Here is a 23,721-nt window from a genome sequence, read left to right as displayed (position 1 = left end):
GCTTGCCCATCAGAATTTAACGGAGGCTTCCAGGAAAAACTGGGTTTGGTCCGAGTACTGGTTATCCGGGAACATAATGGGGTCGTCCGTTGGATAATAGTGCATGATGGCAGCCAGCTCGTAGGTTGATCGAGGCAGATAGAATGATTTGGCCAGTCTGAGGTCAATCCGTTGGTAACGGTACTCACCCAGGTCGCTGGCGATGTAATAGGCCGTCGAAGCGGATACCGAGCGGGGGAAACGCTGGATCCAGGCGAAACTGCCGGAGTGCCGGGCGGTCAGGCGGCCCTGCAGGCGGATGTAGCGTTCTTCCTGGTTAACCCCGAGCTCCGGCGGCGGCCCGCGGTACTCCGAATCCTGATCGAGATAGGCGTACGTCAGGCGGAACTGGCTCTGCTGGAATTCCAGCGACGTTTCCAGCTCCACACCTTTCTGGTCGAGTGCGACACAATTGCACAAATCCCAGCGATCATCCACCGCGATCACGCCGCTGATGATGTCGCGCAGGTGGTCGTAGAACAGCTTTACTTCGGTGGACAGCAGACCATCGCCCAGGCGGAACTGGCCAAAGTAGCTGATTTCCCGGGAGATGATGGTCTCTTCGCTGAGGTCGCCCGGCGCCTGGAATTCGATCAGCCGCTCGCCCTCCAGAAAACCGTAAACCGCCGCCGGTTCCACGTTGCTGGCGCGGTAGCCCCAGTCTGCGCCCTGTTCGAAGGCGTCCGGCGTGCGTACCGCCTTGGAGAACACGAAGCGGAGTGTCTGGTTTTCGCTCAGTTGGAAGTTGGCGGCGAATCGGGGCGAGAAGAAGTCGTCGTCAACCGCCGTGGTCTTCTCCCAACTGCCACCGACGTTGAACGTCAGCCAGGAAATGGGGGTGTACTCGATGTTCGAGAATAGGAGCGTCTGGTAGTTGCTGCCTTCGCCGTTGAAATAGGTGTCCGAATCGAAGCGGTCCTCGCGGTAGCCGCCGCCGGTCACCAGTCGCAGGTTGTCGTTGAAGGCGTAGGTGTCCTGGATCTCGAACTCCAGGCGGTCTTCCTGGATGTCCTGGTTGGTGTCCGCACACAGCTCGAGCGGCAGGGGCGTGCCGCCCACCTCGAAGCCCGCCGGCAGGCAGCTGGTCCAGTCCTGGCGCCGATCATAGTCCTGGTAGCTGGCCTGGATATGGAAGAAATGGCGGTCGTTCAGCGAGTGGGTCCATTTGGTCTGCAGGTAGTAGTCATCACCGGTCTCGGCGGGAACGCCCTGTATACCGAACTCCTCACCGTACTGTTCGGCGTCCTCTTCGTCGTACACCTTGGTGTAGCCGGCCCGGAAATCGAAGGCGTTCCGGCTGTCGACGTTCCAGACGGAATCGTAATTGAGCGTGGTGTAGCGGAAACTGTCGTCGAATTCCTTGGTCTCACCGGATTCCACCGACGTGTCATCCGGGTTGAAGAAGCGACGGTCGAACCCGTCCGATTCGCGCCGGTTGGCGGAGAAGCGCCAGTCGTACTGATCCATGCTGCCGCCGATGGAGCCGTAGGCCTGACGGTACCCGTGGTCCCCCGCGCGCACCCGGGCATTGACGCCGTGGGTATCTTCGGGGGATTTGGTGATGATGTTTATCGTGGCCAGGAAGGCATTAATGCCGTAGGCGGCGGCGTTGGGCCCGCGGGTCACCTCGATCCGCTCGATATTCTCCAGCGGCACCGGCATGGCGTGCCAGTCCACGTCGGCCAGGTTGGGCTGGTAGGCGGTGCGGCCGTCAATCTGCACCTGAAGTCGGCGCTGCTCGTCGGCCACGGTGCCGTGGTAGCTGACCACCGGACGGTTGCTCTGGACGAAGCCGACGGTCATGCCCGGCACCAGCCGGAACACTTCCCAGATGTTGAGAATACCCAGGTCCCGGATCAGTTCGCCCTGGAGAACGGTGGTGGTGCCCGGAACACGGGATTTGGGCTGGCGCAGTTTGGTGGTGGAGAGCACTTCGGGAATCGGCTCTTCCAGTACGAAATCGTAATTCGGGTCGAATCCCTCGGACATGTTGAGTTCGGTGTCACTGTCGGGGATTGTCGAGAAAGGCATGGTATCCTGCGCCTGCACGCAGAACGCCAGCCCTGTAAACAGGGGCACAATGCCCCCATACTGCAGTAGTAAGAGCGTTTTTTTCATACTGTCATTCGTCTAGAGCCAAGCACGGTTCGGTGTCGCACTGTTGATAGGTTATGGGGCGTGCGACTTATTATTGGGTGCGATGATTGAGAATATGTTGCCCAGATCGTCGTTCAGTTGGTCTGGATGGTTGTTCAAGTAACTTTCTGTCGGAAGCCTCTATCAGAGATCTCGTCGCTCAATCTTGGTGAGATATGTCGTTGAGATATTTCGTTGAGAAAGTTACATGGAATTCATCATAGTGAAGAGCGCGGCGGCTGTCTCTCCAGCCGAGCGATATTTTGCCGGAGTTTAGATTTATGACGTGTTGGGAGGTCCTCGGCATTACGCCGACCAACAACCGCGATAAGATCGAACAGGCCTACCAGTCGCAGCGGAAATTCGCCGACGGGGAGGCTCAACAGCAACTGGACGACGCCTATCGGCAGGCTCTCCGCGAGGCGGGTTTTGCGGTTGAACCGGCCGCGTCAGAGCCGGCGCCCGAACCCAGGCCGACCGCAAAAGAGGCGTCAGAGCAACCCCTGAGCGGTCGTGATCAGCAGGTCGTGAGGGAAGTGGTGATCCAGGTGGAAGCCATGCTGAACGATGACCAGCGCCGCAAGGATGCCAACCTGTGGCGGGCGATCCTGACCGAGCCTCCGGCGGATCAGGACGCCATCCGGGAAGCGGTCAGCGATGCGCTCTACCCACGCCTGCGGCCGATGCTCGATGATGGCTCCCTGCCGCAACCGGTACTCGCATTCCTGTCCCAGTGGTTTGGCTGGGAGGAAGTGGATCAGTCGCTGGTGAGCGAGGACCGCGAGGTCAGTGATCCTTTCCACGAGCCAGGGCGGCAAGGGGGTGCTGAGTCCGGGAATGAGTCGCCGCCCGCCCGTGAAAAGCGCCAGCCCATGCCCAACTTCCTGCCGGCGGTAATCGGCTGGATCGCCGGACTGGTGATCCTGACCAGTATTTTCAGCCACTTGTTGGGCAACTGACTCTTTTCCCGAAACCGTTTTTTTGTCCCGCCTGATCCGGGTCAACGCCTGCCATTGCCTCGTGTGGTGGCAGGCGTAGCCTGCCGGAAAAGCCAAAGCCTACGAACAGTGAGGATCGAGCGTGCAAGCATTTTCATTACTGGATCTGTCACCCATCACCGAGGGTGGCTCCGCGCGTCAGGCGCTGCTGAATTCCAGAGCCCTGGCCCAACACGCCGAAGCGGCCGGCTACGGACGTTACTGGATGGCCGAGCACCACAACATGACCGGCATCGCCAGCGCCGCCACCGCGGTGGCGCTGGGCTTTGTCGCCGAAGGCACCCAGTCGATCCGCATTGCCGCCGGTGGCGTCATGCTCCCGAACCACTCGCCGCTGGTGATCGCCGAGCAGTTCGGCACGCTGGCGTCGCTCTATCCCGACCGGGTCGATCTGGGGCTCGGGCGTGCACCGGGCACCGACGGGCCGACCATGATGGCGCTGCGCCGGGACCATATGCAGGCCGCCAACGAATTCCCGCGGGAGGTACAGGAGCTGCTGCATTATTTTGGCCCCGAACAGCCCGGCCAGCGGGTCAGGGCGGTACCCGGAATGGGGCTGGATGTGCCGGTCTGGCTGCTCGGCTCCAGTCTGTTCAGCGCTCAGCTCGCCGCGGAACTGGGGCTGCCGTTTGCCTTTGCCTCACACTTCGCGCCCGACATGCTGGGCGACGCCCTGCGGGTTTATCGAGAGCGCTTCAAGCCGTCCCGCTATCTGGATGCGCCTTATGCCGCAGCCGGGGTGAACGTCTTCGCCGCCGATTCCGACGCCGAGGCGCAACGCCTGATGACGTCCCTCCAGCAGCAGTTCATCGCCTTGCGCCGGGGCACGCCGGGACCGCTGAAAGCGCCGGTGGATGACCTGGCAACGGTCGCCACTGAATTCGAGCGGCAGCAGGTGAAACAGGCTCTCGCGGAGACGGCGGTTGGTTCGCCGGAAACGGTGCGCCTCTGGCTGGAGCGGTTCATCGATCGAACACGGGTGGATGAAGTGATCGTGACTGGCCAGATCCACGACCACGAGGCGCGCCTGAAATCGTTTGGTCTGGCGGCGGAGATCCTGCGGGACCTGGTGCACTGACGCCAACGGCTTTAAAGCGTCAGGAGGTGCCCTGACGCACCAACCGGGACAGGTCTTCGACCATGGCGTCCCGGGTCATGCCTGGCCTGAGCAGCAGTCGGACTTCGCCGGCCTGGTCGAAGACGTAGATCGCACTGCTGTGGGAGACGTCGTAGTTGCCCTGTTCGTCGGCATCACCGTAGCCGAATGTGGTGCGATAACGTTTGGCCAGCGTCCGCAGTGTAGGCTCGGGGCCGGTCAGCCCCACGATCCGGTCACCAAAGAAGTGGACGTACTGATCCAGGCGTTGGGGGGTGTCCCGTTTGGGATCGACGCTGACGAAAAGGGCGGTGACGTCATCGCGCAGATCGGTCGGCATGGCCGTCATTACCCGGTTCAGCTCGGCCAGGGTGGTGGGGCAGACGTCCGGACATGAGGTGTAGCCGAAGAACAGCAGGCGCACCTGGCCGTCGTAATCCGTCTGGGTCACCGTCTGGCCGGCGGTGTCCCGCAATTCGAACGCGAGGTCCGGCATAACACCGCTGATGTCCTTGCCGTTGAACGGCGCCTGGGTGTCCTGGCAGGCCGAGAGCAACAATGCGAGCCCGCCGATCAGCGTGCGTGCAAGAATCCGTCTAGACATGGGAAACCTCTTGCGGGGACGCCGCCCGGGACCGTTTCGGGTCCTGCATGATGCGACGCAGGATGAGCAGAATACCGACGATGCTCATCATCGCCGGAGGAATCCAGGTCAGCAGGCCGCCCAGCAGCTGATCCGTGGCCGGCGCCAGGGGCCAGGCCCGGCCGCACACTTCGTAGACGTCGTACAGCGGCTCGCGGGCAAACACGATCACCGCGCCGAGCACCAGCTGGGGCAGGGCAACCAGTACCATCAACAGGATTCGCCGACCGAACCCCAGCACCCGCCCGGCGGCCGGTTGCCGTGGATCCAGCATCAACCACCAGAACAGCAGGCCGTCCAGCAGCATGCTCCAGTTCATGATCCAGTACAGCTGGCGATCGAGCATGGCGTCAAAGTGTACCGGGGGCCACAGCCACAGATAGATCAATCCCACGAACAGGAAGGCCGCGATGGCCGGTTGCTGCAGGATCCGGTAAACCCAGCCGAGTGGCTTGAGGGCGCGGCGCGCCGCGTCCGGCACAAAACCGTACCAGTAGCGGATGATGGGGAGTGGATTGGACAGGGCAATCAGGAACGGCCCCAAATGATGCAGGATCAGGTGTTGGCCGCGGTGGACGAAAAACATGTATTGGGCGTAGTAATCGAACCGCGTCTGCATGACCGCATAACACGCCAGCACGCCGACCAGGAACGCGCCGATGCGCCAGGGACCGGGGCGTTCACCGGCAGGCAGTCGTGCCAGCGCCAGGCCATACAGGCCAAGGACGCACGCGTAGGCCAGGATGGTAACCGGTGAGACGTCGTAGGGAAGCAGCGAAGCGGCCCAGGTCATTGATTCGGTGAGACTCCATACACGCCATGCTTCATTCCATCGTGGTGGAAATCCCGAAAAATGCAAGCGTTTTGGCCGAGGTCAAGAGGGGCTGAAAAAGGCCCTGGGACGCGTAACACAGTGCCGGGCAGGAGTGCTATGCTTATTCTGAGTTGCCTTGACTGGACTCTGAGACGACGGAATCCATTCGCAGAGGAGCGGTAGCATGTCGATCAGTGATCACGCCCTGCATATCGATTTTCCCGAATACAAAGACCTGATCCACGAACTCAGGCAGTCAGATGACCACTTCAAGAAGCTGAGCGACGAATACGACAAACTGGACAAGTCCATTCGCGGGCTTGAGTTCCGGGAAGTGCCCACCGACGATGCCCATTTCAACGAGATGAAGCTGGAGCGAGCCCAACTCAAGGACACGCTTTACTCAACCCTGTCGAAACGCAACGGCAGCTAGCCCGAGGCGGGCCGGGGCTTCCTTGAACCGCCCCGGCCCATGCAAATCCGATTTACTGATACCGGCACTGGCCGGGGCGCAGACAGGCCCGGGTCCAGTCGTCATTCGCATCGGTCGTGGCCGGTGTCTGGCCGTTCGCACCGCTTGCCAGCGGTGACGGCAGGCTGCCCGGCACGTTCAGGCGCGCCATGATCGGGCGAATATGCGACTGGAAGTCGGCCAGCTTGTCCGCCGGCACTTTGGCGGACGTCGGGATCTTCGCCGTCAGCGGGTTCACCGGATGGTTCTTGATGTGGAATTCGAAGTGCAGGTGCGGGCCGGTCACCCGACCGGTGGCGCCGGACAGCGCAATTTTCTCGCCACGCTTCACCGCCTCGCCACGTTTGACCAAAATTTTGCTCAGGTGCAGATAGCGGGTCTTGAAGGCACCGCTGTGCTTGATATCGACGTACTTGCCGGCATAGGGGTGGTTGCCGATACGAGTCACGATACCGTCGCCGGTACTCATGACGGGCGTCCCGGAGGGCGCGGCCAGATCGACGCCGTTGTGCGGTGCGCGGCGTCCGGTGACCGGATGCAGGCGGTAAGGGTCGAACGGCGAGCTGACCCGGAAGTGACGCCGTGTCGGGTAGCGCAGGAACGCCGGCGTCACGCTCTCGCCGGTCTCGTCGTAATAGTTGCCGTCATCGTAGAGAAAAGCGTAGTAAGTCTTTGATCCGCGGTTGAGTTCGATGCCGTCGATGCGGGTGTTTCCGGTCGCACCTGTATCGGTCATTTCCTGGCCGACGATCACTGAAAAGGTATCCCCGGCACGCAGGTCTCGGCGGAAGTTGAGCTTACCCTTGAGCAGCTGGCTGACCTGCACCACCTGACCTTTGTCCAGGCCGGCACTGATGCCTGAGGTGTAGAAACTGCCGTGAATGTCGCCGTGGAACAGTTGGCTGTCCCAATGCAGCGGCTTGGTGTGCTGTTGATGCTCGAAGGCGCCGTCGTCGGTTCGGACGTAAGACACGGTCCGGGCAGCATCCAGCTGTAGATCAATGCTTTGCAGAACATTGTTGCTGTCAAACGTGAAGTTCAGAGCCGTTCCGGGGCGGAGGGTTTCCAGGTCCAGAAACTCGGCATCGGCCTCCAGTAGCTTGTGCAGCGTATTGGCTGAGATGTCCTGCTTGTCGAGGATCTCACTCAACGTATCGCCGGACTTGATCTCGTAGTGAGTCGGCAACGGCTTGTCCGGCACCGAGAAACGGTTCCCGTCTTCGGCATTCGCCTGGGACGCGGTGAGGGCGTCGTCCGCCGGCGCGGGACTGGAGGCCTTCTCGGCGGATGCTGTCTCCTGGTCGGGTTTATGGACGATGGTGACGGGGACGGAAATAGCGCTTGAGGATTCCGGGCGCCAGAAAAAGGCCGTCGCCAAAAGGGCGACCGCAACAGTCATGAGTATCGGGCGTCCGCGACGGGCAAAAATACGTGCAGTGGACATGAAACCAGTCGGAATTGGGGGTTAACAGACGGCAGGAGCGTAGATAACAAGGCTCCGGCCCCATTCAAACGCGCTAGGATACCTGCTCCGTCAAGTGTGAAACAGTTACGGATATGACAACGGCAATCGTCTCTTCGGGAATCCACAATGATTCCGTCAATCGGGTCAAAAATATAATAGGGAGCTAAGTAATTAAGAAAAAGGACGGGAAGCCCGATGAAAGAGACCGATGATGTCATATCCGAAGACCGGCCCTGCGATGCGTCTGTCGCGCCAGGGAGTCCAGTTCGGGAAAGCCCGGTGTCGGAAAGCCGACCGATCCAGACCGGCAAGGGTTTCCTGAAAGCCGATGTGTTCGTCTACATGCACGAAGGAACGCCAGTCATCTGCAAGGACTACCAGCGTTATCGTGGCAGTTGGCTGGCCTGGCCGGCGCGCCTGCTGGTGTGGCGTGAAGCACGTATCCTGCGACAGCTGCAGGACTGGCCCCACTCACCCAAACTGATCGGCTGTATGGGGTCACTGGGGCTGCTGATGGAATACGTGCCCGGCGAGCTGCTCAGCAACCTGGCCGGCACCGGCGACCCGATGCACTTCTCCCAACTCATGCTTGCCCTGGGCTCGCTGCACAGTCAATCGATCACCCACAACGACGTACGCGGAACCAACGTCATTGTGAGCGGCGGCCGGGTGGTGCTGATCGATTTCGCCTCCGCGGTGCGCGTGCGCGGACCGGGCCGGTTCCTGCTGGCTCCGTTGCGCCGCAGCGACATGTCCAACGCCCTCAAGTACAAGACCCGTATCACCGGCCAGGCGCCCACCGAGGAGGAAGCCCGTCGCTACCAGAAACCACGCTGGATTGCGGTTGTGCAGCGCCTCTGGAAGAAAAAGCTCTTGCCCTGGTTCAAACGCCACCTGCGCTGAATGATCCGGCGCCGGTTGTTGAAATGACCCGCCTTGATATCAAAACGGTGATGGTATCTGACCAAAATCGCTATTAGCCCATATGGCTTGAGCCGGTTAAGGTAGGCGGATCATCCGCGAGGGAAACAACCAATGACCGAACTGAAGTTGGGTCTTGTCGGTTTCGGCAAGATCGCCCGGGATCAGCATCTGCCCGCACTGGAACGTAACCCGTCGATGGAGTTGTGCGCCATTGCCAGCCCCAGCAGCACGCAGGACGCACTGCCGCAATTCCAGTCGATGGAAGCCATGCTCGACGCCATGCCCGAACTGCAGGCGGTTGCCCTGTGCGTGCCGCCGGCGGTTCGCTATCAACTGGCCTCGGAGGCCCTGGCCCGGGGGCTGCATGTGCTTCTGGAAAAGCCCCCCGGCGCGACCTTGCACGAGGTGGAGCTGCTGTCCCGTCAGGCTGAAGCGGCCGGCGTGACGCTGTTCGCCACTTGGCATTCCCGCTTCGCGCCGGCGGTTGGTCCGGCCCGGGAGTGGCTCGCCGGCCGCACCGTCCGGCATGTGGACGTGCACTGGAAGGAAGACGTACGCGTCTGGCACCCGGGGCAGGACTGGATCTGGGAGCCCGGCGGTATGGGCGTGTTCGACCCGGGTATCAACGGCCTGTCGATCGTCACGGCGGTGCTGGATCACCCATTCGTGTTGCGGGATGCCCGGCTGCATGTGCCGGAGAACTGCCAGACGCCTATCGCCGCGGATCTCGTATTCCAGGCCGGTGGCGACACTGAGATGCACGCCGCCTTCGATTTTCGCCAGACCGGTCCGCAGCTCTGGGACATTCACGTCCACACCGATGACGGCAAGCTGACCCTGTCCGCCGGCGGCAGCCAGATGTGGGTGGATGGCGAGCTGATATTCGAGGCGCCGGAACGGGAGTACGAAGGGATCTATGAGCGGTTTGCCGCGCTGGTCGCAGACAATCGCAGCGATGTGGACGTCACGCCATTGCGTCTGGTGTCCGACGCCTTCCTGCTGGGGCGCCGGGAGCACGTGGAAGCGTTCATCGAATGAATCAGACCGGCCCTGACGCCAGGATGTCGCGCAGCGTGGACATGAGCGCGGCGGCACCTGGCGACAGGTGTTTGTCGCGTAACGTCACCAGGCCGTAAGGCTGTACCTTGATCGGCTCGCCGAACGGCAGGATCTGGAAGCGCTCCGGCGCGCACAACATTTCCGCAACCTGCCGCGTGGTGACGGTCAGTGTGTCGGACTTGGCCACCAGAGCCAGCGAGACCAGAAAGTCCGGGGTATCCACGATGTAGCGCGGCGGATCGACGCCGTGGTGCAGGAACAGGTTGTCGACACGCTGGCGGAGCAGGGCACCGGGCGGTTGTAACGTCCAGGGGAAGGTGGTCAGTGCGCTCATGTCCAGGTCCGGCGACGCCAGCAGCGGGTGCCCGTCGCGACAGACAATGCAGATTTCCTCCTCGCCAATTTCCTCGAAATGGAAACGCTCCGCGGTAAAACCTTCCGGAATCCGACTCAGCACGAAATCGAACTCGCCTTCGATCAGACGGGGTACCAGCCGTTTGCTCACGTCCACGTCGATCCGCACCTTGAGCCCCGGCAGCTCCCGGTGAACCCGTTCCACCGCGCTGGTCAGCAGCGTCACCGCAGGCGCCATCACCGATCCCACCGCCACCATCCCGGCGTTACCCTGGCGCATGGCGTTGATTTCCTCGCCGGTGTGGGTGAGCTGGGACAGGATGCTGCGGGCATGGCGGATCATGATCTCGCCGTACCAGTTGGGGGTCATGCCGCGCGGATGGCGCTCGAACAGCACCACGTCGAGCTGATCCTCCAGGTCGTTGAGCAGCTTGGACGCCGCCGGCTGGTTCATCGACAGGCTCTCGGCGGCCCGGTGCAGATTGCGGTGTTCGTCCAGCGCCATGAACAGCTGCAGGTGGCGCAGTTTCAAACGGGCGCGGAGGAACCAGTCGTTGGGAAGTCTTGCCATGAATCGTTGCTCGCTCTTCGCGATACCGGCGACGCCGATACCATATTTGTTATTGGTTTACCGACTATTCCGTATTAGTCGGTTATCGCTCCCTAGTCTAACGTGATGAAGCCTCGGGGCGTCCACCTCCGCGATCGGGCCCCGGGAATCGATACGAAAAACAGACGGAACAACAACAGATTGCACCAAGCAATCGTCTGCAGGAGCAAAATCATGACATGGAAAACAATAACCGCCTCCCTGGCCATGGCGGCTGCGGTGGTTCCGGCCGCCCAGGCGGCTAACGCCAGCGCTATGGATCGCGTCGAACACGCGGTCTTCGGAACCTTGCCGGATGGCCGCACCGCCGATCTTTATCGCATCACCAACAATAACGGGCTGGTGATGGAGGTGACCAACTACGGTGGCATCATCGTTTCGCTGAAAACGCCGGATCGTGACGGCGAGCTGGGTGACATCGTCCTCGGCTTTGCCGACCTGGACGGTTATCTGTCCGAGGCGTACCGCAAGGCCAACCCGTATTTCGGCGCGCTGATCGGCCGCTACGGCAATCGCATCGCCGGTGGTCGTTTCACCCTCAATGGCGAAACCTATGACCTGGCAACCAACAACGGTCCTAACCACCTGCACGGCGGTGACCGCGGCTTCAACCGGGTGCTGTGGCAGGCCGAGCCGTTCCAGGAGTCCGGGCAGGCCGGGCTGGTGCTGAGCTACACCAGTGCCGATGGCGAAGAGGGCTACCCGGGTAAGCTGGACGTTACGGTGACCTATGCGCTGACCGACGCCAACGAGCTGGCCATCGAGTACCAGGCGGAGACCACCGAGCCGACGCCGGTGAACCTGACCCAGCACTCGTACTTCAACCTGCGGGGCGAGGGGCACGAATCGATCCTGGACCATCAGCTACAGATCCATGCCGATCGCTTCACGCCGGTGGACGACACGCTCATCCCCACGGGCGAGCAGCGGCCGGTCGCTGGCACACCGTTCGATTTCCGTGAGCCCACGGCCATTGGTGCGCGCATCAACGATGACAATACCCAGCTCGACTATGGCCAGGGCTACGATCATAACTTCGTGCTGTCCGGCGAGCCTGGCGAGGATGGGTTGCGGCCCGCCGCCCGCCTGGAGGATCGCGCCAGCGGCCGGGTGGTGGAGATTGCCACCAGCGAGCCGGGCATCCAGTTCTACAGCGGCAACTTCCTGGACGGCAGCCTGACCGGCAAATCGGGGCAGCCCTATGTTCACCGGTCCGGCCTGGCGCTGGAGACCCAGCACTTTCCGGATTCCCCCAATCAGGACGGCTTCCCCAGTACGCTCGTGACGCCGGATGAGCCGTACCGTTCACGCACCGTCTACCGTTTTTCCAACGACTGATCGCAGTCGGTCCGGTGCCATCGGCCAGGGCAGTTGGCCGGCGGCACCGCTCCCCGTTTCCCGGTGGCGCCTGTTTTATCTCCCGATGTCAGGTTTATCTTCCGGGGTAAGGTCTATCTCACAAAAGTCCATGTCCGGGGAAACCGTCGCAAGCGCGGCCACCAGAACCCCGATGTCTTCCACCAGCGGGTAGCGGCCGAAATCAGTACTGATAACAAAAATGATATCGGAAATAGCCAAATTTGGGATTTGTAGGTTATCGCTGCTCACCCTATCGTGGAACCGTCTTCATTCTGCACAGTGACGTGCAATCCTTCGAAACAACAACAAGAGGCCCAACGGGCTCACAGGAGACATCAATGCAATGCCTTCGTAACCTCAAGGCGCTGGCGGTTGCCGCCGGTATCGCGTGCCTGCCTTTCCATTCCGCCCATGCCGCCCAGGACGTCAAGATCGGTTTCATCGTCAAGAAGCCGGAGCAGGCCTGGTTCATCAACGAACAGCAGGCTGCCACCCAGCTCGGCGAAAAGCAGGGCTTCGACGTGGTGCGGCTCTCGGGCGTCGATGGCCAGGAAGTACTGTCCGCCATCGACAACCTCAACTCCCAGGGGGCTCAGGGGTTTGTGATCTGCCCGCCTGACGTGCGTCTGGGGACCGTAATCATGCGTCGTGCCGAACAGTACGGTATGAAAGTGGTCACCGTGGACGATCGCTTTGTCGACGCCGAAGGCGACCCGATCGAGGCCGTTCCGCACCTGGGTATGTCCGGTTACAAGATCGGCGAGCAGGTGGGTAATGCCATCGCCAGGGAGATCGAGGTGCGAGGCTGGAACATGGACGACGTGGCCGCCCTGCGCATCACCAATTACGAGCTGCCTACCGCCAAGGAACGCACCGACGGCGCGACCGACGCGTTGCTCAAGGCCGGCTTCAGTAAGGAACACATCTTCGACGCCCCCCAGCAGAACACCGACACCAGCAGCGCCTTTGCCGCTGCCTCGCCGGTGTTCTCCAAGCGCGGTGAGTACAAACACTGGGTGATCTACGCGCTGAACGAGGAAAGCGTGCTGGGTGGTGTGCGCGCCAGCGAGCAGTACGGGTTGACGGCCGAAGACGTGATCGGTGTCGGCATCAACGGCTCCGGCGCCGCCTTTGCCGAGTTCTCCCGCGAGAAGCCGACCGGCTTCTACGGCACGGTGGCCGTCAGCTCCACCATGCACGGTCGTCAGACCGCCGAGAACCTTTACCAGTGGATCATCGACGGCGACAAGCCGCCGGCCAATACCGAAACCACTGGTAAGCTGATGACCCGTGACAACTGGAAGCAGGTCAAGCAGAACCTGAACCTGTAACGACGGAGAGGCGGCCTGCGCAGGCCGCCGATTCCGGCATTCCAGCACAACGGGAGTAACAGCCATGTCTGAACCGTATCTTCGGTTTGACGGAATTTCGGTGGAGTTCCCTGGCGTCAAGGCTCTGGACCGCGTGTCCTTCTCGGCCCAGGCCGGGGAAGTCCACGCCCTGATGGGCGAAAACGGCGCCGGGAAATCGACCCTGCTCAAGGTGCTCAGCGGCGTTAACCGGGTGTCGGGCGGCGCGCTCTGGATCGATGGCCAGCGCCATGTCTTCGCCAACGAACGCGAAGCCCTCGCCGAGGGCATCGCCATCATCTACCAGGAACTGACCCTGTCGCCCAACCTGTCGGTGGCGGAAAACCTGCTGCTCGGGCAATTGCCGCAGCGGCGCGGGTTCATTGACCGCCAGGCGCTCTACGCGAACGCGGTGCGGGTGCTCAAGGAGCTGGGTGAGGAAACCATTGATCCAGCCACCCGGGTGCGTGACCTGTCCATCGGTCAGCAGCAGATGATCGAGATTGGTCGGGCGCTGCTGAGGGACGCCCGGATCATCGCCTTCGACGAGCCCACCAGCAGCCTGTCGGTGCAGGAGATCCGTAACCTGAAACGGATTGTCGCCCGCCTGCGGGATGAAGGCAAAGTGGTGCTCTACGTCACCCACCGCATGGATGAAGTCTTCGAGATGTGCGACGCCCTGACCGTGTTCCGCGACGGTCGGCACATCAATACGCATCCGGACCTGGAGCACATCACCCACGACATGCTGGTCAGCGAGATGGTCGGCCGCGAGATCGAGGACGTCTACGGCTATCGTTCCCGGGAACATGGCCCGCCCATGCTGGAAGTCAAAGACCTGAAAGGGCCCGGCGTTCGGGAACCCGCCAGTTTCTCGGTGAACCAGGGGGAGGTGTTCGGCTTCTTCGGGTTGGTCGGGGCCGGGCGTAGCGAGCTGCTGCGGCTGGTGTGCGGTGCCGAGCAACCCGAGGCGGGCAAGATTCGCTACAAGGGCCGCGACTGTCGCTTCGACAGCCCGCGCAAGGCGATTCATGCCGGCATCGCCATGTGCCCGGAGGACCGCAAGTCTCAGGGTATCTTTGCCATCGCCAGCGTGGCGGACAACATCAACATCAGCTGTCGGCGCTTTTTCGCCCGCTGGAAACTGTTCCGCCACCGCTCGCGGGAGACCGACAACGCCCACGATTACATCCGTCGCCTGAGCATCAAGACGCCGGGGCCGGATGCGCCCATCGGCAACCTGTCCGGCGGCAATCAGCAGAAAGCCATCCTGGCACGCTGGCTGGCCGAGGAAATCGATGTGTTCGTTATGGATGAACCCACCCGCGGCATCGACGTGGGCGCCCGCCGTGACATCTATTCGCTGCTTTATGACCTGGCCGACAACGGCAAGAGTGTGGTGGTGATTTCCAGCGACCTGGCGGAGGTCAGCTCTATTTGCGACCGCATCGGCGTGATGCGCGACGGCCGGGTAGTGGACGTGGTGGAACGGGCCCAGGCCACACCGGAGCGTCTGCTGGGCCTGGCTTTGCCGGCCTGAACAACGATAAGAGAGAGAAAACGATTATGGCTACGGAAAAACTGGCGCAGTCCACGGCGGGCTTCGCCACAGGTAAGGGGGGTGTCCGGCTGCCTCGGGTCATGCGGTCGCTGATGGATTCGTCGGGGCTGATTGCCGTCTTTATTCTCCTGTTCATCGGGCTGTCGGTGGCGGTGCCGGACTTCCTGACCGGGCGTAACATCGTTGGCCTGCTGCTGTCGGTGACCCTGATCGGCACCATCGCCACCACCATGATGATGGTCTTGGCGCTGGGGGAAGTGGACCTGTCGGTGGCGTCTATCGTTGCATTTACCGGTGTCGTGGCGGCGGTGATCACCTCTACCTCGGGCAGCGTCTTCATCGGCGTGACCGTGGGTATCCTCGCCGGCGGCGCGGTGGGGGCTTTCAACGGCTTCGTGGTGGCCCGCTTCGGGGTCAACTCGCTGATTGCGACGCTGGCGGCGATGGAGTTCGTGCGCGGGCTGGCTTACATCACCTCCGGCGGTGACGCGGTGATGATCACCGTACCGGCGTTCTTCGACCTGGGAAGCTACTCTTTCCTGGGGCTGACCCTGCCGGTTTGGGCGATGATTGCCTGTTTCGTGATCTTCGGGGTGTTGCTTAACGCCACGGCCTTCGGGCGCAATGTCCTGGCCACCGGTGGCAACGCCGAGGCGGCGAACCTGGCGGGCGTCAACGTGCGGCGCCTTAAAATCACGGTGTTTGCCCTGCAGGGCATCGTCGCCGGTGTGGCCGGGGTGCTGCTGTGCTCACGCATGGGGCTGGGCGATCCCAACACCTCGCTGGGCCTGGAGCTGGCGGTGATTTCCGCCTGTGTGCTGGGCGGGGTCTCGCTGTCGGGCGGGGTGGCGTCGATCACCGGTGTGCTGGTCGGCGTTTTGATCATGGGCTGCGTGCAGAACGCCATGGGTCTGCTCAACGTGCCGACGTTCTATCAGTACCTGGTGCGCGGGGCGATCCTGCTGCTGGCGGTGCTGTTCGACCGCTGGAAGCAGTCGCGACGGACACGGGTCGTCTAGACCGGCAACACTGGTCAGATAGGATCACCGGAAACGAAAGAAAGCAGGCCGAGGCCTGCTTTCTCTGTATCGGAGTACTGCAAAGAGTATCGGCAGTACCGACCGTATCGCCGGCCTGGAGATTCAGAACCGCAGCAGCGCCGAACCCCAGGTGAAGCCGCCGCCGAACGCTTCCAGCAGCACCACCTCGTTGCGCTTGATGCGGCCGTCGCGCACCGCGACGTCCAGCGCCAGCGGGATCGATGCGGCGGACGTGTTGCCATGCTGGTCCACGGTGACCACCACCTGGTCCATGGACATGTTCAGCTTCTTGGCGGTGGCGGCGATGATGCGCAGGTTGGCCTGGTGGGGTACCAGCCAGTCGATGTCGGACTTGGCCATCTGATTGGCCTCAAGGGTTTCGTCGACGATCTTGCCCAGGGTGTTGACCGCCATCTTGAAGACTTCGTTGCCCTTCATATGTACGAAGGCTTCGCCGGCTTTCACTTTTTCGTAGTCGCTGGCAATGCCACAGGGGACATGCAGCAGCTCTTCGTAGCGGCCGTCGGCGTGGATGTGGGTGGACAGGATGCCGGTTTCCTCGCTGGCTTCCAGGACCACGGCGCCGGCGCCGTCGCCGAACAGCACGCAGGTTGTGCGGTCGTCCCAGTCAACGATGCGGGAGAAGACTTCAGCCCCGACCACCAGCGCCTTTTTGCTGGCACCGGTCTTGATGAACTTGTCGGCGGTTGAGAGGGCGTAGACAAAGCCACTGCACACGGCCTGGATGTCGAACGCCGGGCAGCCCTGGTTGCCCAGGCGAGCCTGGAGAATGCAGGCGCAGCTGGGGAAGATCTTGTCCGGGGTGGAGGTGGCGAAGACGATCAGGTCGATCTCGGTGGGATCAATGCCGGCGGCCTCGATGGCTTTCAGGGACGCCTGTTCCGCCAGGTCCACCGTGGTCTGGCCTTCCGGTGCCACGTGGCGCTGGTGGATGCCGGTACGCTCCCGGATCCACTGGTCGCTCGTATCCACCTTCTTCTCCAGATCCTGGTTGGTCACAACGTTGTCTGGCAGGTACGAGCCGGTGCCGGTAATGCGTGCGTAAGTCATGCGTGATGGATCCCGGGAATTACAGTGTCGTTTTATGATCAAGGGTATACGTCCATCCTACACCCCGGGCTCTGGTTGGGTTATTAGCGATTTGTCCTAACATGGCGCGCGGTGGCCAACAGGGGCCACGGCTGTATACCCACTGAGGGATATGGAGCAGGGCGTGGACGGCGGGTAGTCTGGGTTGCAAAGTCAATCAATGTCGGGAGACAAGCATGAAAACCAGCGCGGATTGGAAAGCCCTGAGCGAGACGGTCGCACTGCGCGGCCAGGCCTTTATCAACGGCCAATTCGTCGACGCCGTCTCCGGCGAGACCTTCCCGGCGGTCAATCCCGCGACCGAGCGGACCCTGATCGACGTGGCCAGCTGCGATGCCGCCGACGTGGATCGTGCCGTCGACGCCGCCCGGCGGGCGCATGAGTCCGGTGTCTGGTCGGGCATGGCGCCGGGCGATCGCAAGCGGGCGCTGCTGCGTCTGGCGGATCTGATGGAGCAGCACAGCGACGAACTGGCGGTGCTGGACAGCCTGGATATGGGTAAGCCGATCACCGAAATGCTCAGCATCGACGTACCGGATTCCATCGACTGCATGCGCTGGACCGCGGAGTCCATCGACAAGCTGTACGGCGAAATTGCGCCCACCGGAAAAGAGACGCTGGGCCTGATCAGTCACGAGCCGGCGGGCGTCGTGGCGGCGATCACGCCCTGGAACTACCCGCTGATGATGGCGACCTGGAAAATCGCTCCGGCGCTGGCAGCGGGCAACTCGGTGATCCTGAAGCCGTCCGAGAAGAGTGCCCTGAGCGTCCTGCGCCTGGCGCAACTGACGAAAGAAGCCGGTATTCCCGACGGCGTGTTCAACGTGTTGCCCGGATTCGGACACACCGCCGGCAAGGCCCTGGCCCTGCACAACGATGTCAACGTACTGGCATTCACCGGGTCCAGCCGGGTGGGCGGTTTCCTGATGGAGTACGCCGGCCAGTCCAACCTCAAGCGGGTCTGGATTGAGGCGGGTGGCAAGTCGCCCATGCTGGTGTTCGAGGACTGCGAGGACATTGAGCAGGCGGCCGGCACCGCCGCCGCGGCCATCTTCTCCAACCAGGGCGAAGTCTGCATCGCCTGCTCGCGCCTGTACGTGCAGTCGTCCATCAAGGCGCGTTTCACCGAGGCTTTGCTGAAGGCCGCAGCGGCCTATGTGCCGGGCAATCCGCAGGACCCCGCTACGCGCATGGGCGCGCTGGTGGACAAGCCGCAGATGGAGACGGTATCGGGCTACATCCAGTCCGCCATCGACGAAGGCGGCGAGGTGCTGTGCGGCGGGGTGCCCGAGCATGTACCCGGTGAGGGCTATTTTGTGGCGCCGACCATTGTGGACGGTGCGCGCAACGACATGCGCTTCGTCCGGGAAGAAATCTTCGGTCCGGTGCTGGCCCTGGGTGAATTCGAGGACGAAGCCGAGGCCGTGCGCCTGGCCAACGACAACCGCTACGGGCTGGGGGCGTCCGTTTGGACCGGCAACCTGTCCCGGGCGCACCGGGTCAGCGGCCAGATCCGCTCCGGCATGGTCTGGGTCAATGGCTGGGGCGGCGGTGACAGCACCATGCCGTTCGGCGGCATGAAAGCCTCCGGCTACGGGCGCGACAAGTCGCTGCACTCCCTCGAGAAGTACACCGACATCAAGACGGTCTGGATCAGCCTGTAAGGCGGCGGGCAGGGGGCGCTTGAACGTGCGCTCCTGCCTGGTTCTCCTGCTGGCGACAGCGGTCAGTGATGGTCTTCGAGACTGTTCAGGTGGGCGATGAACTGGGTGAAGATTTCCGCCTGGGTCGAGGTGTTCAGGCGCGTGTGGATGTTCTTGCGATGCACCTTGACCGTGCCCACGCTGATTTTCAGGTGGTCGGCGATCGCCTGGGAGGAGAAACCCCGCAGGATCAGGTCGGTGATTTCCCGCTCGCGCTGGGTGAGCACTCCGCTGGCAAAGGTGCGCAGGGCGCGCTTCATGGGGCCGTCGGAACGGCCGTACTGCAGGAATTCACCGGACTGGGCCAGCCAGAACTGGCGCACCAGGGCGCTGATCACCGGGTAGAACTCCTGCAGCGCGTTCAGCTCGCTGCGGGAAATCGAGTCCAGCGAGGCCTTGCGCCCCAGGGTGATGGCGAACGTGACCTTCTCGTCGATGCGGATCAGCATGTTGATCTCGTCCACCAGGCCGAAATTCTGGTAGCAGGTCTGGTAGTACTCCGTGCTCTTGAACGAATCCGGCATGATCTCAACCAGCCGGACAATCCCCGAACTCTGGCCGTCCTTGATCGTGTGGAACAGCGGATCGAGCACATAGGCGTGTTTGATGTACTGGCGCAGGGTGTCGCTCTGCTCTTCGGGATCCGACGGGTGGACCAGGATCGGGCGCAGGGATTCCTTGTAGGTCAGCAGCAGGATGGTGTCGAAGAAGCACAGCGTCGACAGGAATTGTTCCAGTACCGCCGGAAAGCTGCGTAGCCGCTGATGCTCGATCAGCACGGCGAGGTTTTTCTGCCAGCTTTCATTGGCCTGGATCTGGCTGACGCGATCTTTCATTACGAGCCCTTGTCGAGTGTTTTTCTGAAGGCTAAGCCAGTTGGCGGGCCAGGGCCAGTCCGGCCCGCCGTTCCGGTCAATTTTCGGCTTCGTTATTGCGGCACACCGGTCACCGCTTGCGCATAGGTGTTGTCGAGGGCGGTGCGCAGCCGGTCCACCAGCTCGTCTACCTCGTCGCGGCGAATCACCAATGGCGGTGACAGCACGATGCGGTTACCGCAGGCGCGGGCGATCAGCCCGGCGGCCGTGCACTCATCGCGGCACAGGGTGCCCACGTCCCGGTCGAAAAAGGTCTTATTCTTGCGATCCCAGACCAGGGCAATGCCGGCAATCAGGCCAACCCCTTCGATGTGGCCGCACAGCGGGTGCTCGCCGAGGACGTTGCGCAGCTTCGACTGGAAGTGGGGGCCGATGTCGGAGGCGACCGATTCGATCACACCCTCGTCGCGCAGCAGCCGGATGTTCTCCAGCGCCACAGCCGCGGCGGCCGGGTGACCGGAATAGGTGAAGCCGTGGGCGAATTCGCCGCCGGACTCAATCAGGGTATCGGCGATCCGGTCGCCCACCGCTACGGCGGAAATCGGCAGGTAGCCGGAGGACAGGCCTTTGGCCATGGTCATGATGTCCGGCTGGAAACCGAACGTCTGGCAGCCGAACCAGCTGCCGGTGCGGCCGTAGCCGCAGATGACTTCGTCCGCCACCAGCAGAATGTCGTACTTGCGGCAGATGCGCTGGATCTCTGGCCAGTAGGTGGCCGGCGGTACGATCACGCCACCGGCGCCCTGGATCGGCTCGCCGACGAACGCGGCCACGTTGTCCGGTCCGACTTCCAGCAGCTTGTCTTCCAGGGCCCGGGCGCAGGCCAGGCCGAACTCGTCTTCCGACAGACCGTCGGCCTCGCCGTACCAGTAGGGCTGGCGAATGCGCTCGATCCCCGGCAGCAGCGGTGCGGACTGGGCGTGCATCGGCCCCATCCCCCCCAGACTGGCGCCGGCCAGGGTACTGCCGTGGTAGGCATTGTCGCGGGCAATGAGCAGCTTGCGGTAGGGCTTGCCTTTCAGTGTCCAGTACTGGCGTACCATGCGGATCATGGTGTCGACCGCCTCGGAGCCGGAATTGGCAAAGAACACCCGGTTGAGGTCGCCCGGCGCGATGTCAGCGATGGCCTTGGCCAGACGCGTGACCGGCGCGTGGGTGCTCTGGAAGAAGGTGTTGTAGTAGGGCAGCGTTCTGAGCTGCTCGGAGGCCGCGTCGACCAGCTCCTGCCGGCCATAGCCCAGATTGACGCACCAGAGGCCGGCCATGCCGTCGATCAGTTCGTTGCCCTCGGCGTCCCAGACGCGCACGCCCTCGGCGCGATCGATGACCCGCGAGCCCTTGTCGTTCAGGGCCTGGGTGTCGGTAAATGGATGCAGGTGGTGACGGGCGTCGGTGGCCTGGATTTCAGCCGGGTCGGTGCCGTTTGCTTTTGTTGTGTGCAGCATGACTGCCTCCGTGAAGGAAAGGGAAGTGCCGGCCCCAGTCAGCGCCGCGGCCGGCAAAAAAGACATCCACGCTTACCATAAGAAATGTCGTGTTTTCGGGGATATACCCCCGAAGGGTTAGGGGTGATCGGCGGGAGGCGGCGTCATGGGCGGCTTCAGAATACCCCCCGGGTGATAGATACACGGTTTCGGTGATCCGATATGGTGAAGTTCTGACATTCGAAAAAGCATTCGAGAGTGATGCGTATGACGATCAACAAAAAACAGGACCACAACCGCGACCTGGACCTCTTCATCACGGATCTGAACGGGAACCTGCGTGGCAAGCGCATGCCGCCCAATGGCCTCAGGAAGGTCATGAAAGAAGGGCTGAAACTGCCCCGTTCGGTCATGGGCTTTGATTTCTGGGGGGCTGACGTGCTCGACAACGGCCTGGTGTTCGAGACCGGCGACAGCGACGGCGTCTGCAGGCCCGTCTCTGACGAACCGACGCCGGTCCCCTGGTCCAGCGCGCCGCGTGACCAGATGCTGGCCATGATGTTCAATCCGGACGGCAGCCCGTTTGGCGCCGACCCGAGGCAGGTCCTGAAAAAGATCGTGGACCGCTTCGCCGAGCATGGCCTGACGCCGGTCATGGCCACCGAGCTTGAGTTCTACCTGATGGACGCTGAGGCGGAAACCCGTCAGCGCCCGCTGCCGCCGGCCCTGCGCGACGGTGACGGGCGCCGCCTGTCCCATACCGAAGGCTACGCGATGGAGGAAATGGACGGTTTCGAGGCCTTCTTCGCCGACGTCCGCTCCGCCTGCGAAACCCAGGGCATCGGCGCCGACACCATCATCGCCGAAATGGGCCCGGGCCAGTTTGAGGTCAACCTCAATCACGTGCCCGATCCCCTGGACGCGGCCGATCAGGCGATCCTGTTCAAGCGCCTGGTTCGCGGCGTGTCTCGTCGTCACGGCTATGCCGCCACCTTCATGGCCAAGCCATACGCGGAGGAAAGCGGCAACGGCTTCCACGTGCATTTCAGCCTGCTCGATGCCGACGGCAACAACGTGTTCGACAACGGCACAGAGCAGGGCAGCGACGTGCTCAAGCACGCCATTGCCGGCCTGATGCAGACCATGCCTGACAGCATGCTCACTTTTGCACCGCACCTGAACTCCTATCGTCGCTTCATGCCGGGCGCCTACGCGCCGACCTTTGCCAGTTGGGGTTACGAAAACCGCACGGTGGCCCTGCGCGTACCGGAGAGCCCCAATGTGGCGCGGCGCATCGAGCACCGGGTGGCCGGTGCCGACGCCAACCCGTACCTGGTGCTGGCATCGGTGCTGGCCGGCGCGCTCTACGGCATCGAGCACAAGCTGGCGCCGTCAGCGCCGGTGGAAGGGGATGCCTACGCTGAGGAAAACCCGGAGTTTCCGCTGCCCTGCGAATGGCCGGAAGCCACCGACCGCTTCGACCAGAGCGAGATCCTGCGGGAATACCTGGGCGAGGAGTTCGTGCGCGTCTACGCCGCTGCCAAGCGCCAGGAGCGCCGACTGCTGAACGAGCGTATCTCGGATGTGGAGTATGACGCCTATCTCGGTCTGCTCTGATAGCCACCCTCAACATCTGCCTTTATAAACGTGCGTGACCCAAATGGCGCGCACGAGGAGTCCCTGATGAGTCTGAAGATTGGAATACTGGCCACCGGCATCACACCGGACGATTTGCTGGATCAATACGGTTCCTACGCCGACATGTTCGTCAGCCTGTTCAGCCAGGCGGGCTACGATTTCACCTACGAGACTTACGACGTCCGCGACGACGTCTTCCCGGCGTCTGCTGACGCCTGTGATGCCTGGATCATCACCGGTTCCAAGGCGAACGTTTATGAGAAGACGCCCTGGATGGCGCAGCTCAAGGAGCTGATCCTGGCGATCTATGACACCGGCCGGCCCATGGTGGGCATTTGCTTCGGTCACCAGATCATCGCCGAAGCCTTCGGTGCCGACGTCAACAAGTACCCCGGTGGCTGGGGCGTGGGGCTGCACAGCTACGCCCTGAACCGGGCCGTGCCGGGGCTGGACCCGAACGCCCGCCGATTCCAGTTGAGTGCCATGCACCAGGATCAGGTCCTGAGCAAGCCCGACAACGCTGAAGTCGTTGCGGCGTCCGCGTTCTGCCCGTTCGCGGCCCTGCAGTACGACGATCGGATCCTCACGCTGCAGGCACACCCGGAATTCAACGTGGATTTCGAGACCAATCTGGTCCGGTCGCGCCGGGCCGATCCGATTCCGCCGCGTGCGGCCGATGAGGCCCTGGGAGCTCTCGGCCAGGCATCCGCCCGGACCGACTCCGTGGCGGTGGCGCACTGGATGGCCTCGTTCCTGACTCGCCAGCAGGCGGTGGCCAAGTCCGCCTGATTGTTTCTGTCCCGTCTCCGCGGTATCGCGGTTCTCCATTTGACCGGCGCCTTGCGCCGGTTTTTTTTGCCCGGTGATTGGCGCTCGCGATGTTGTGCCGGCAACCGGTCTATGCAGGGCGTCAAACGCTCGGGGCACTGAGAGGGTCATCAACAGAGTCCGGTCTGGCAGGCTCACTGGCGTACTGAGTAACGCCGGCGCTTTGAGCAAAGAGGGAAGGAGGGCCGCTGTGACTTGGGCGTTGCGTACCGGGAGGCGTTGGC

Annotated in this window: 21 protein-coding genes; 12 read left to right on the top strand and 9 right to left on the bottom strand. The window is 62.5% G+C overall.

The window, feature by feature from the left end:
• Window positions 1–9: 9 nt before the first annotated feature.
• Complete coding sequence (locus tag DKK67_RS10450) at window positions 10–2,157, bottom strand: TonB-dependent receptor plug domain-containing protein (protein ID WP_111496286.1); 2,148 nt, start codon at window positions 2,155–2,157, stop codon at window positions 10–12.
• Window positions 2,158–2,456: 299 nt separating this feature from the next.
• Here DKK67_RS10450 and DKK67_RS10445 point away from each other — a divergent pair, with 299 nt between their 5' ends.
• Window positions 2,457–3,134 carry a J domain-containing protein gene (locus DKK67_RS10445; protein WP_111496285.1) on the top strand — a complete coding sequence of 226 codons (678 nt, stop codon included), beginning with the start codon at window positions 2,457–2,459 and terminating at the stop codon, window positions 3,132–3,134.
• A gap of 121 nt (window positions 3,135–3,255) precedes the next feature.
• Window positions 3,256–4,251 (top strand): LLM class flavin-dependent oxidoreductase, encoded by a 996-nt coding sequence (locus tag DKK67_RS10440; protein WP_111496284.1) that lies wholly within the window; start codon window positions 3,256–3,258, stop codon window positions 4,249–4,251.
• Between the two features lie 19 nt (window positions 4,252–4,270).
• Here DKK67_RS10440 and DKK67_RS10435 read toward each other — a convergent pair whose 3' ends face one another.
• Window positions 4,271–4,873, bottom strand: a complete 603-nt coding sequence (locus DKK67_RS10435; RefSeq protein ID WP_111496283.1) for an SCO family protein — start codon at window positions 4,871–4,873, stop codon at window positions 4,271–4,273.
• The gene (locus DKK67_RS10430) at window positions 4,866–5,705 is read right to left on the bottom strand and encodes a cytochrome c oxidase assembly protein (protein ID WP_111496282.1); all 840 of its coding nucleotides are present in this window, start codon (window positions 5,703–5,705) and stop codon (window positions 4,866–4,868) included. The genes DKK67_RS10435 and DKK67_RS10430 overlap by 8 nt, the downstream gene beginning before the upstream one ends.
• A gap of 205 nt (window positions 5,706–5,910) precedes the next feature.
• Here DKK67_RS10430 and DKK67_RS10425 point away from each other — a divergent pair, with 205 nt between their 5' ends.
• Window positions 5,911–6,159 carry a YdcH family protein gene (locus DKK67_RS10425; protein WP_111496281.1) on the top strand — a complete coding sequence of 83 codons (249 nt, stop codon included), beginning with the start codon at window positions 5,911–5,913 and terminating at the stop codon, window positions 6,157–6,159.
• A 52-nt stretch (window positions 6,160–6,211) separates the two neighbouring features.
• Here the strand turns inward: DKK67_RS10425 and DKK67_RS10420 are convergent, their stop codons facing one another.
• Entirely contained in the window at window positions 6,212–7,597 is a 1,386-nt protein-coding gene (locus tag DKK67_RS10420; RefSeq protein WP_228160570.1) for a peptidoglycan DD-metalloendopeptidase family protein, read from the bottom strand.
• A gap of 345 nt (window positions 7,598–7,942) precedes the next feature.
• On the opposite strand from DKK67_RS10420, the gene DKK67_RS10415 reads away from it, so the two are divergent.
• Together DKK67_RS10415 and DKK67_RS10410 are read left to right on the top strand one after the other, a co-directional pair.
• On the top strand, window positions 7,943–8,566 hold the full coding sequence (locus DKK67_RS10415; RefSeq protein ID WP_162628819.1) for an RIO1 family regulatory kinase/ATPase domain-containing protein: 624 nt from the start codon (window positions 7,943–7,945) through the stop codon (window positions 8,564–8,566).
• A gap of 132 nt (window positions 8,567–8,698) precedes the next feature.
• A complete protein-coding gene (locus tag DKK67_RS10410) occupies window positions 8,699–9,625 on the top strand; it encodes a Gfo/Idh/MocA family protein (protein ID WP_111496278.1) in 927 nt (308 codons plus the stop codon).
• A gap of 1 nt (window position 9,626) precedes the next feature.
• On the opposite strand, the gene DKK67_RS10405 is transcribed toward DKK67_RS10410, so the two are convergent.
• Window positions 9,627–10,571: a LysR substrate-binding domain-containing protein gene (locus DKK67_RS10405; RefSeq protein ID WP_111496277.1), complete on the bottom strand. Its 945-nt coding sequence runs from the start codon at window positions 10,569–10,571 to the stop codon at window positions 9,627–9,629.
• A gap of 213 nt (window positions 10,572–10,784) precedes the next feature.
• Here DKK67_RS10405 and DKK67_RS10400 point away from each other — a divergent pair, with 213 nt between their 5' ends.
• Complete coding sequence (locus DKK67_RS10400) at window positions 10,785–11,948, top strand: aldose epimerase family protein (protein WP_111496276.1); 1,164 nt, start codon at window positions 10,785–10,787, stop codon at window positions 11,946–11,948.
• Window positions 11,949–12,023: 75 nt separating this feature from the next.
• On the opposite strand, the gene DKK67_RS10395 is transcribed toward DKK67_RS10400, so the two are convergent.
• Window positions 12,024–12,218: a hypothetical protein gene (locus tag DKK67_RS10395; RefSeq protein ID WP_111496275.1), complete on the bottom strand. Its 195-nt coding sequence runs from the start codon at window positions 12,216–12,218 to the stop codon at window positions 12,024–12,026.
• An 89-nt stretch (window positions 12,219–12,307) separates the two neighbouring features.
• On the opposite strand from DKK67_RS10395, the gene DKK67_RS10390 reads away from it, so the two are divergent.
• The 3 genes from DKK67_RS10390 (at window position 12,308) to araH (ending at window position 15,898) form a co-directional block, all read left to right on the top strand.
• Window positions 12,308–13,300: an arabinose ABC transporter substrate-binding protein gene (locus DKK67_RS10390; protein WP_111496274.1), complete on the top strand. Its 993-nt coding sequence runs from the start codon at window positions 12,308–12,310 to the stop codon at window positions 13,298–13,300.
• 64 nt (window positions 13,301–13,364) lie between these two features.
• Complete coding sequence (araG, locus tag DKK67_RS10385) at window positions 13,365–14,858, top strand: L-arabinose ABC transporter ATP-binding protein AraG (protein ID WP_111496273.1); 1,494 nt, start codon at window positions 13,365–13,367, stop codon at window positions 14,856–14,858.
• A gap of 26 nt (window positions 14,859–14,884) precedes the next feature.
• Window positions 14,885–15,898, top strand: coding sequence for an L-arabinose ABC transporter permease AraH (gene araH / locus DKK67_RS10380; protein ID WP_111496272.1), 1,014 nt, complete (start codon window positions 14,885–14,887; stop codon window positions 15,896–15,898).
• A gap of 123 nt (window positions 15,899–16,021) precedes the next feature.
• On the opposite strand, the gene DKK67_RS10375 is transcribed toward araH, so the two are convergent.
• Complete coding sequence (locus DKK67_RS10375; protein WP_111496271.1) at window positions 16,022–16,990, bottom strand: beta-ketoacyl-ACP synthase III; 969 nt, start codon at window positions 16,988–16,990, stop codon at window positions 16,022–16,024.
• Between the two features lie 215 nt (window positions 16,991–17,205).
• Between DKK67_RS10375 and DKK67_RS10370 the strand changes: the two genes are divergently transcribed.
• Window positions 17,206–18,693, top strand: coding sequence for an aldehyde dehydrogenase (locus DKK67_RS10370; RefSeq protein ID WP_111496270.1), 1,488 nt, complete (start codon window positions 17,206–17,208; stop codon window positions 18,691–18,693).
• Between the two features lie 62 nt (window positions 18,694–18,755).
• Here the strand turns inward: DKK67_RS10370 and DKK67_RS10365 are convergent, their stop codons facing one another.
• Both DKK67_RS10365 and DKK67_RS10360 read right to left on the bottom strand, forming a co-directional pair.
• Complete coding sequence (locus DKK67_RS10365) at window positions 18,756–19,568, bottom strand: helix-turn-helix domain-containing protein (protein WP_111496269.1); 813 nt, start codon at window positions 19,566–19,568, stop codon at window positions 18,756–18,758.
• Window positions 19,569–19,660: 92 nt separating this feature from the next.
• A complete protein-coding gene (locus DKK67_RS10360) occupies window positions 19,661–21,052 on the bottom strand; it encodes an aspartate aminotransferase family protein (protein WP_111496268.1) in 1,392 nt (463 codons plus the stop codon).
• 246 nt (window positions 21,053–21,298) lie between these two features.
• Between DKK67_RS10360 and DKK67_RS10355 the strand changes: the two genes are divergently transcribed.
• Both DKK67_RS10355 and DKK67_RS10350 read left to right on the top strand, forming a co-directional pair.
• Window positions 21,299–22,648: a glutamine synthetase family protein gene (locus DKK67_RS10355; protein ID WP_111496267.1), complete on the top strand. Its 1,350-nt coding sequence runs from the start codon at window positions 21,299–21,301 to the stop codon at window positions 22,646–22,648.
• Window positions 22,649–22,714: 66 nt separating this feature from the next.
• Window positions 22,715–23,458 (top strand): glutamine amidotransferase-related protein, encoded by a 744-nt coding sequence (locus DKK67_RS10350; RefSeq protein WP_111496266.1) that lies wholly within the window; start codon window positions 22,715–22,717, stop codon window positions 23,456–23,458.
• Window positions 23,459–23,721 lie beyond the last annotated feature (263 nt).

The sequence above is a fragment of the Marinobacter bohaiensis genome (genome assembly GCF_003258515.1).
Lineage (GTDB): Bacteria > Pseudomonadota > Gammaproteobacteria > Pseudomonadales > Oleiphilaceae > Marinobacter_A > Marinobacter_A bohaiensis.
The sequence above is the reverse complement of the archived record's forward strand: the minus strand, read 5'-3'. Positions and strand labels throughout refer to the sequence as shown.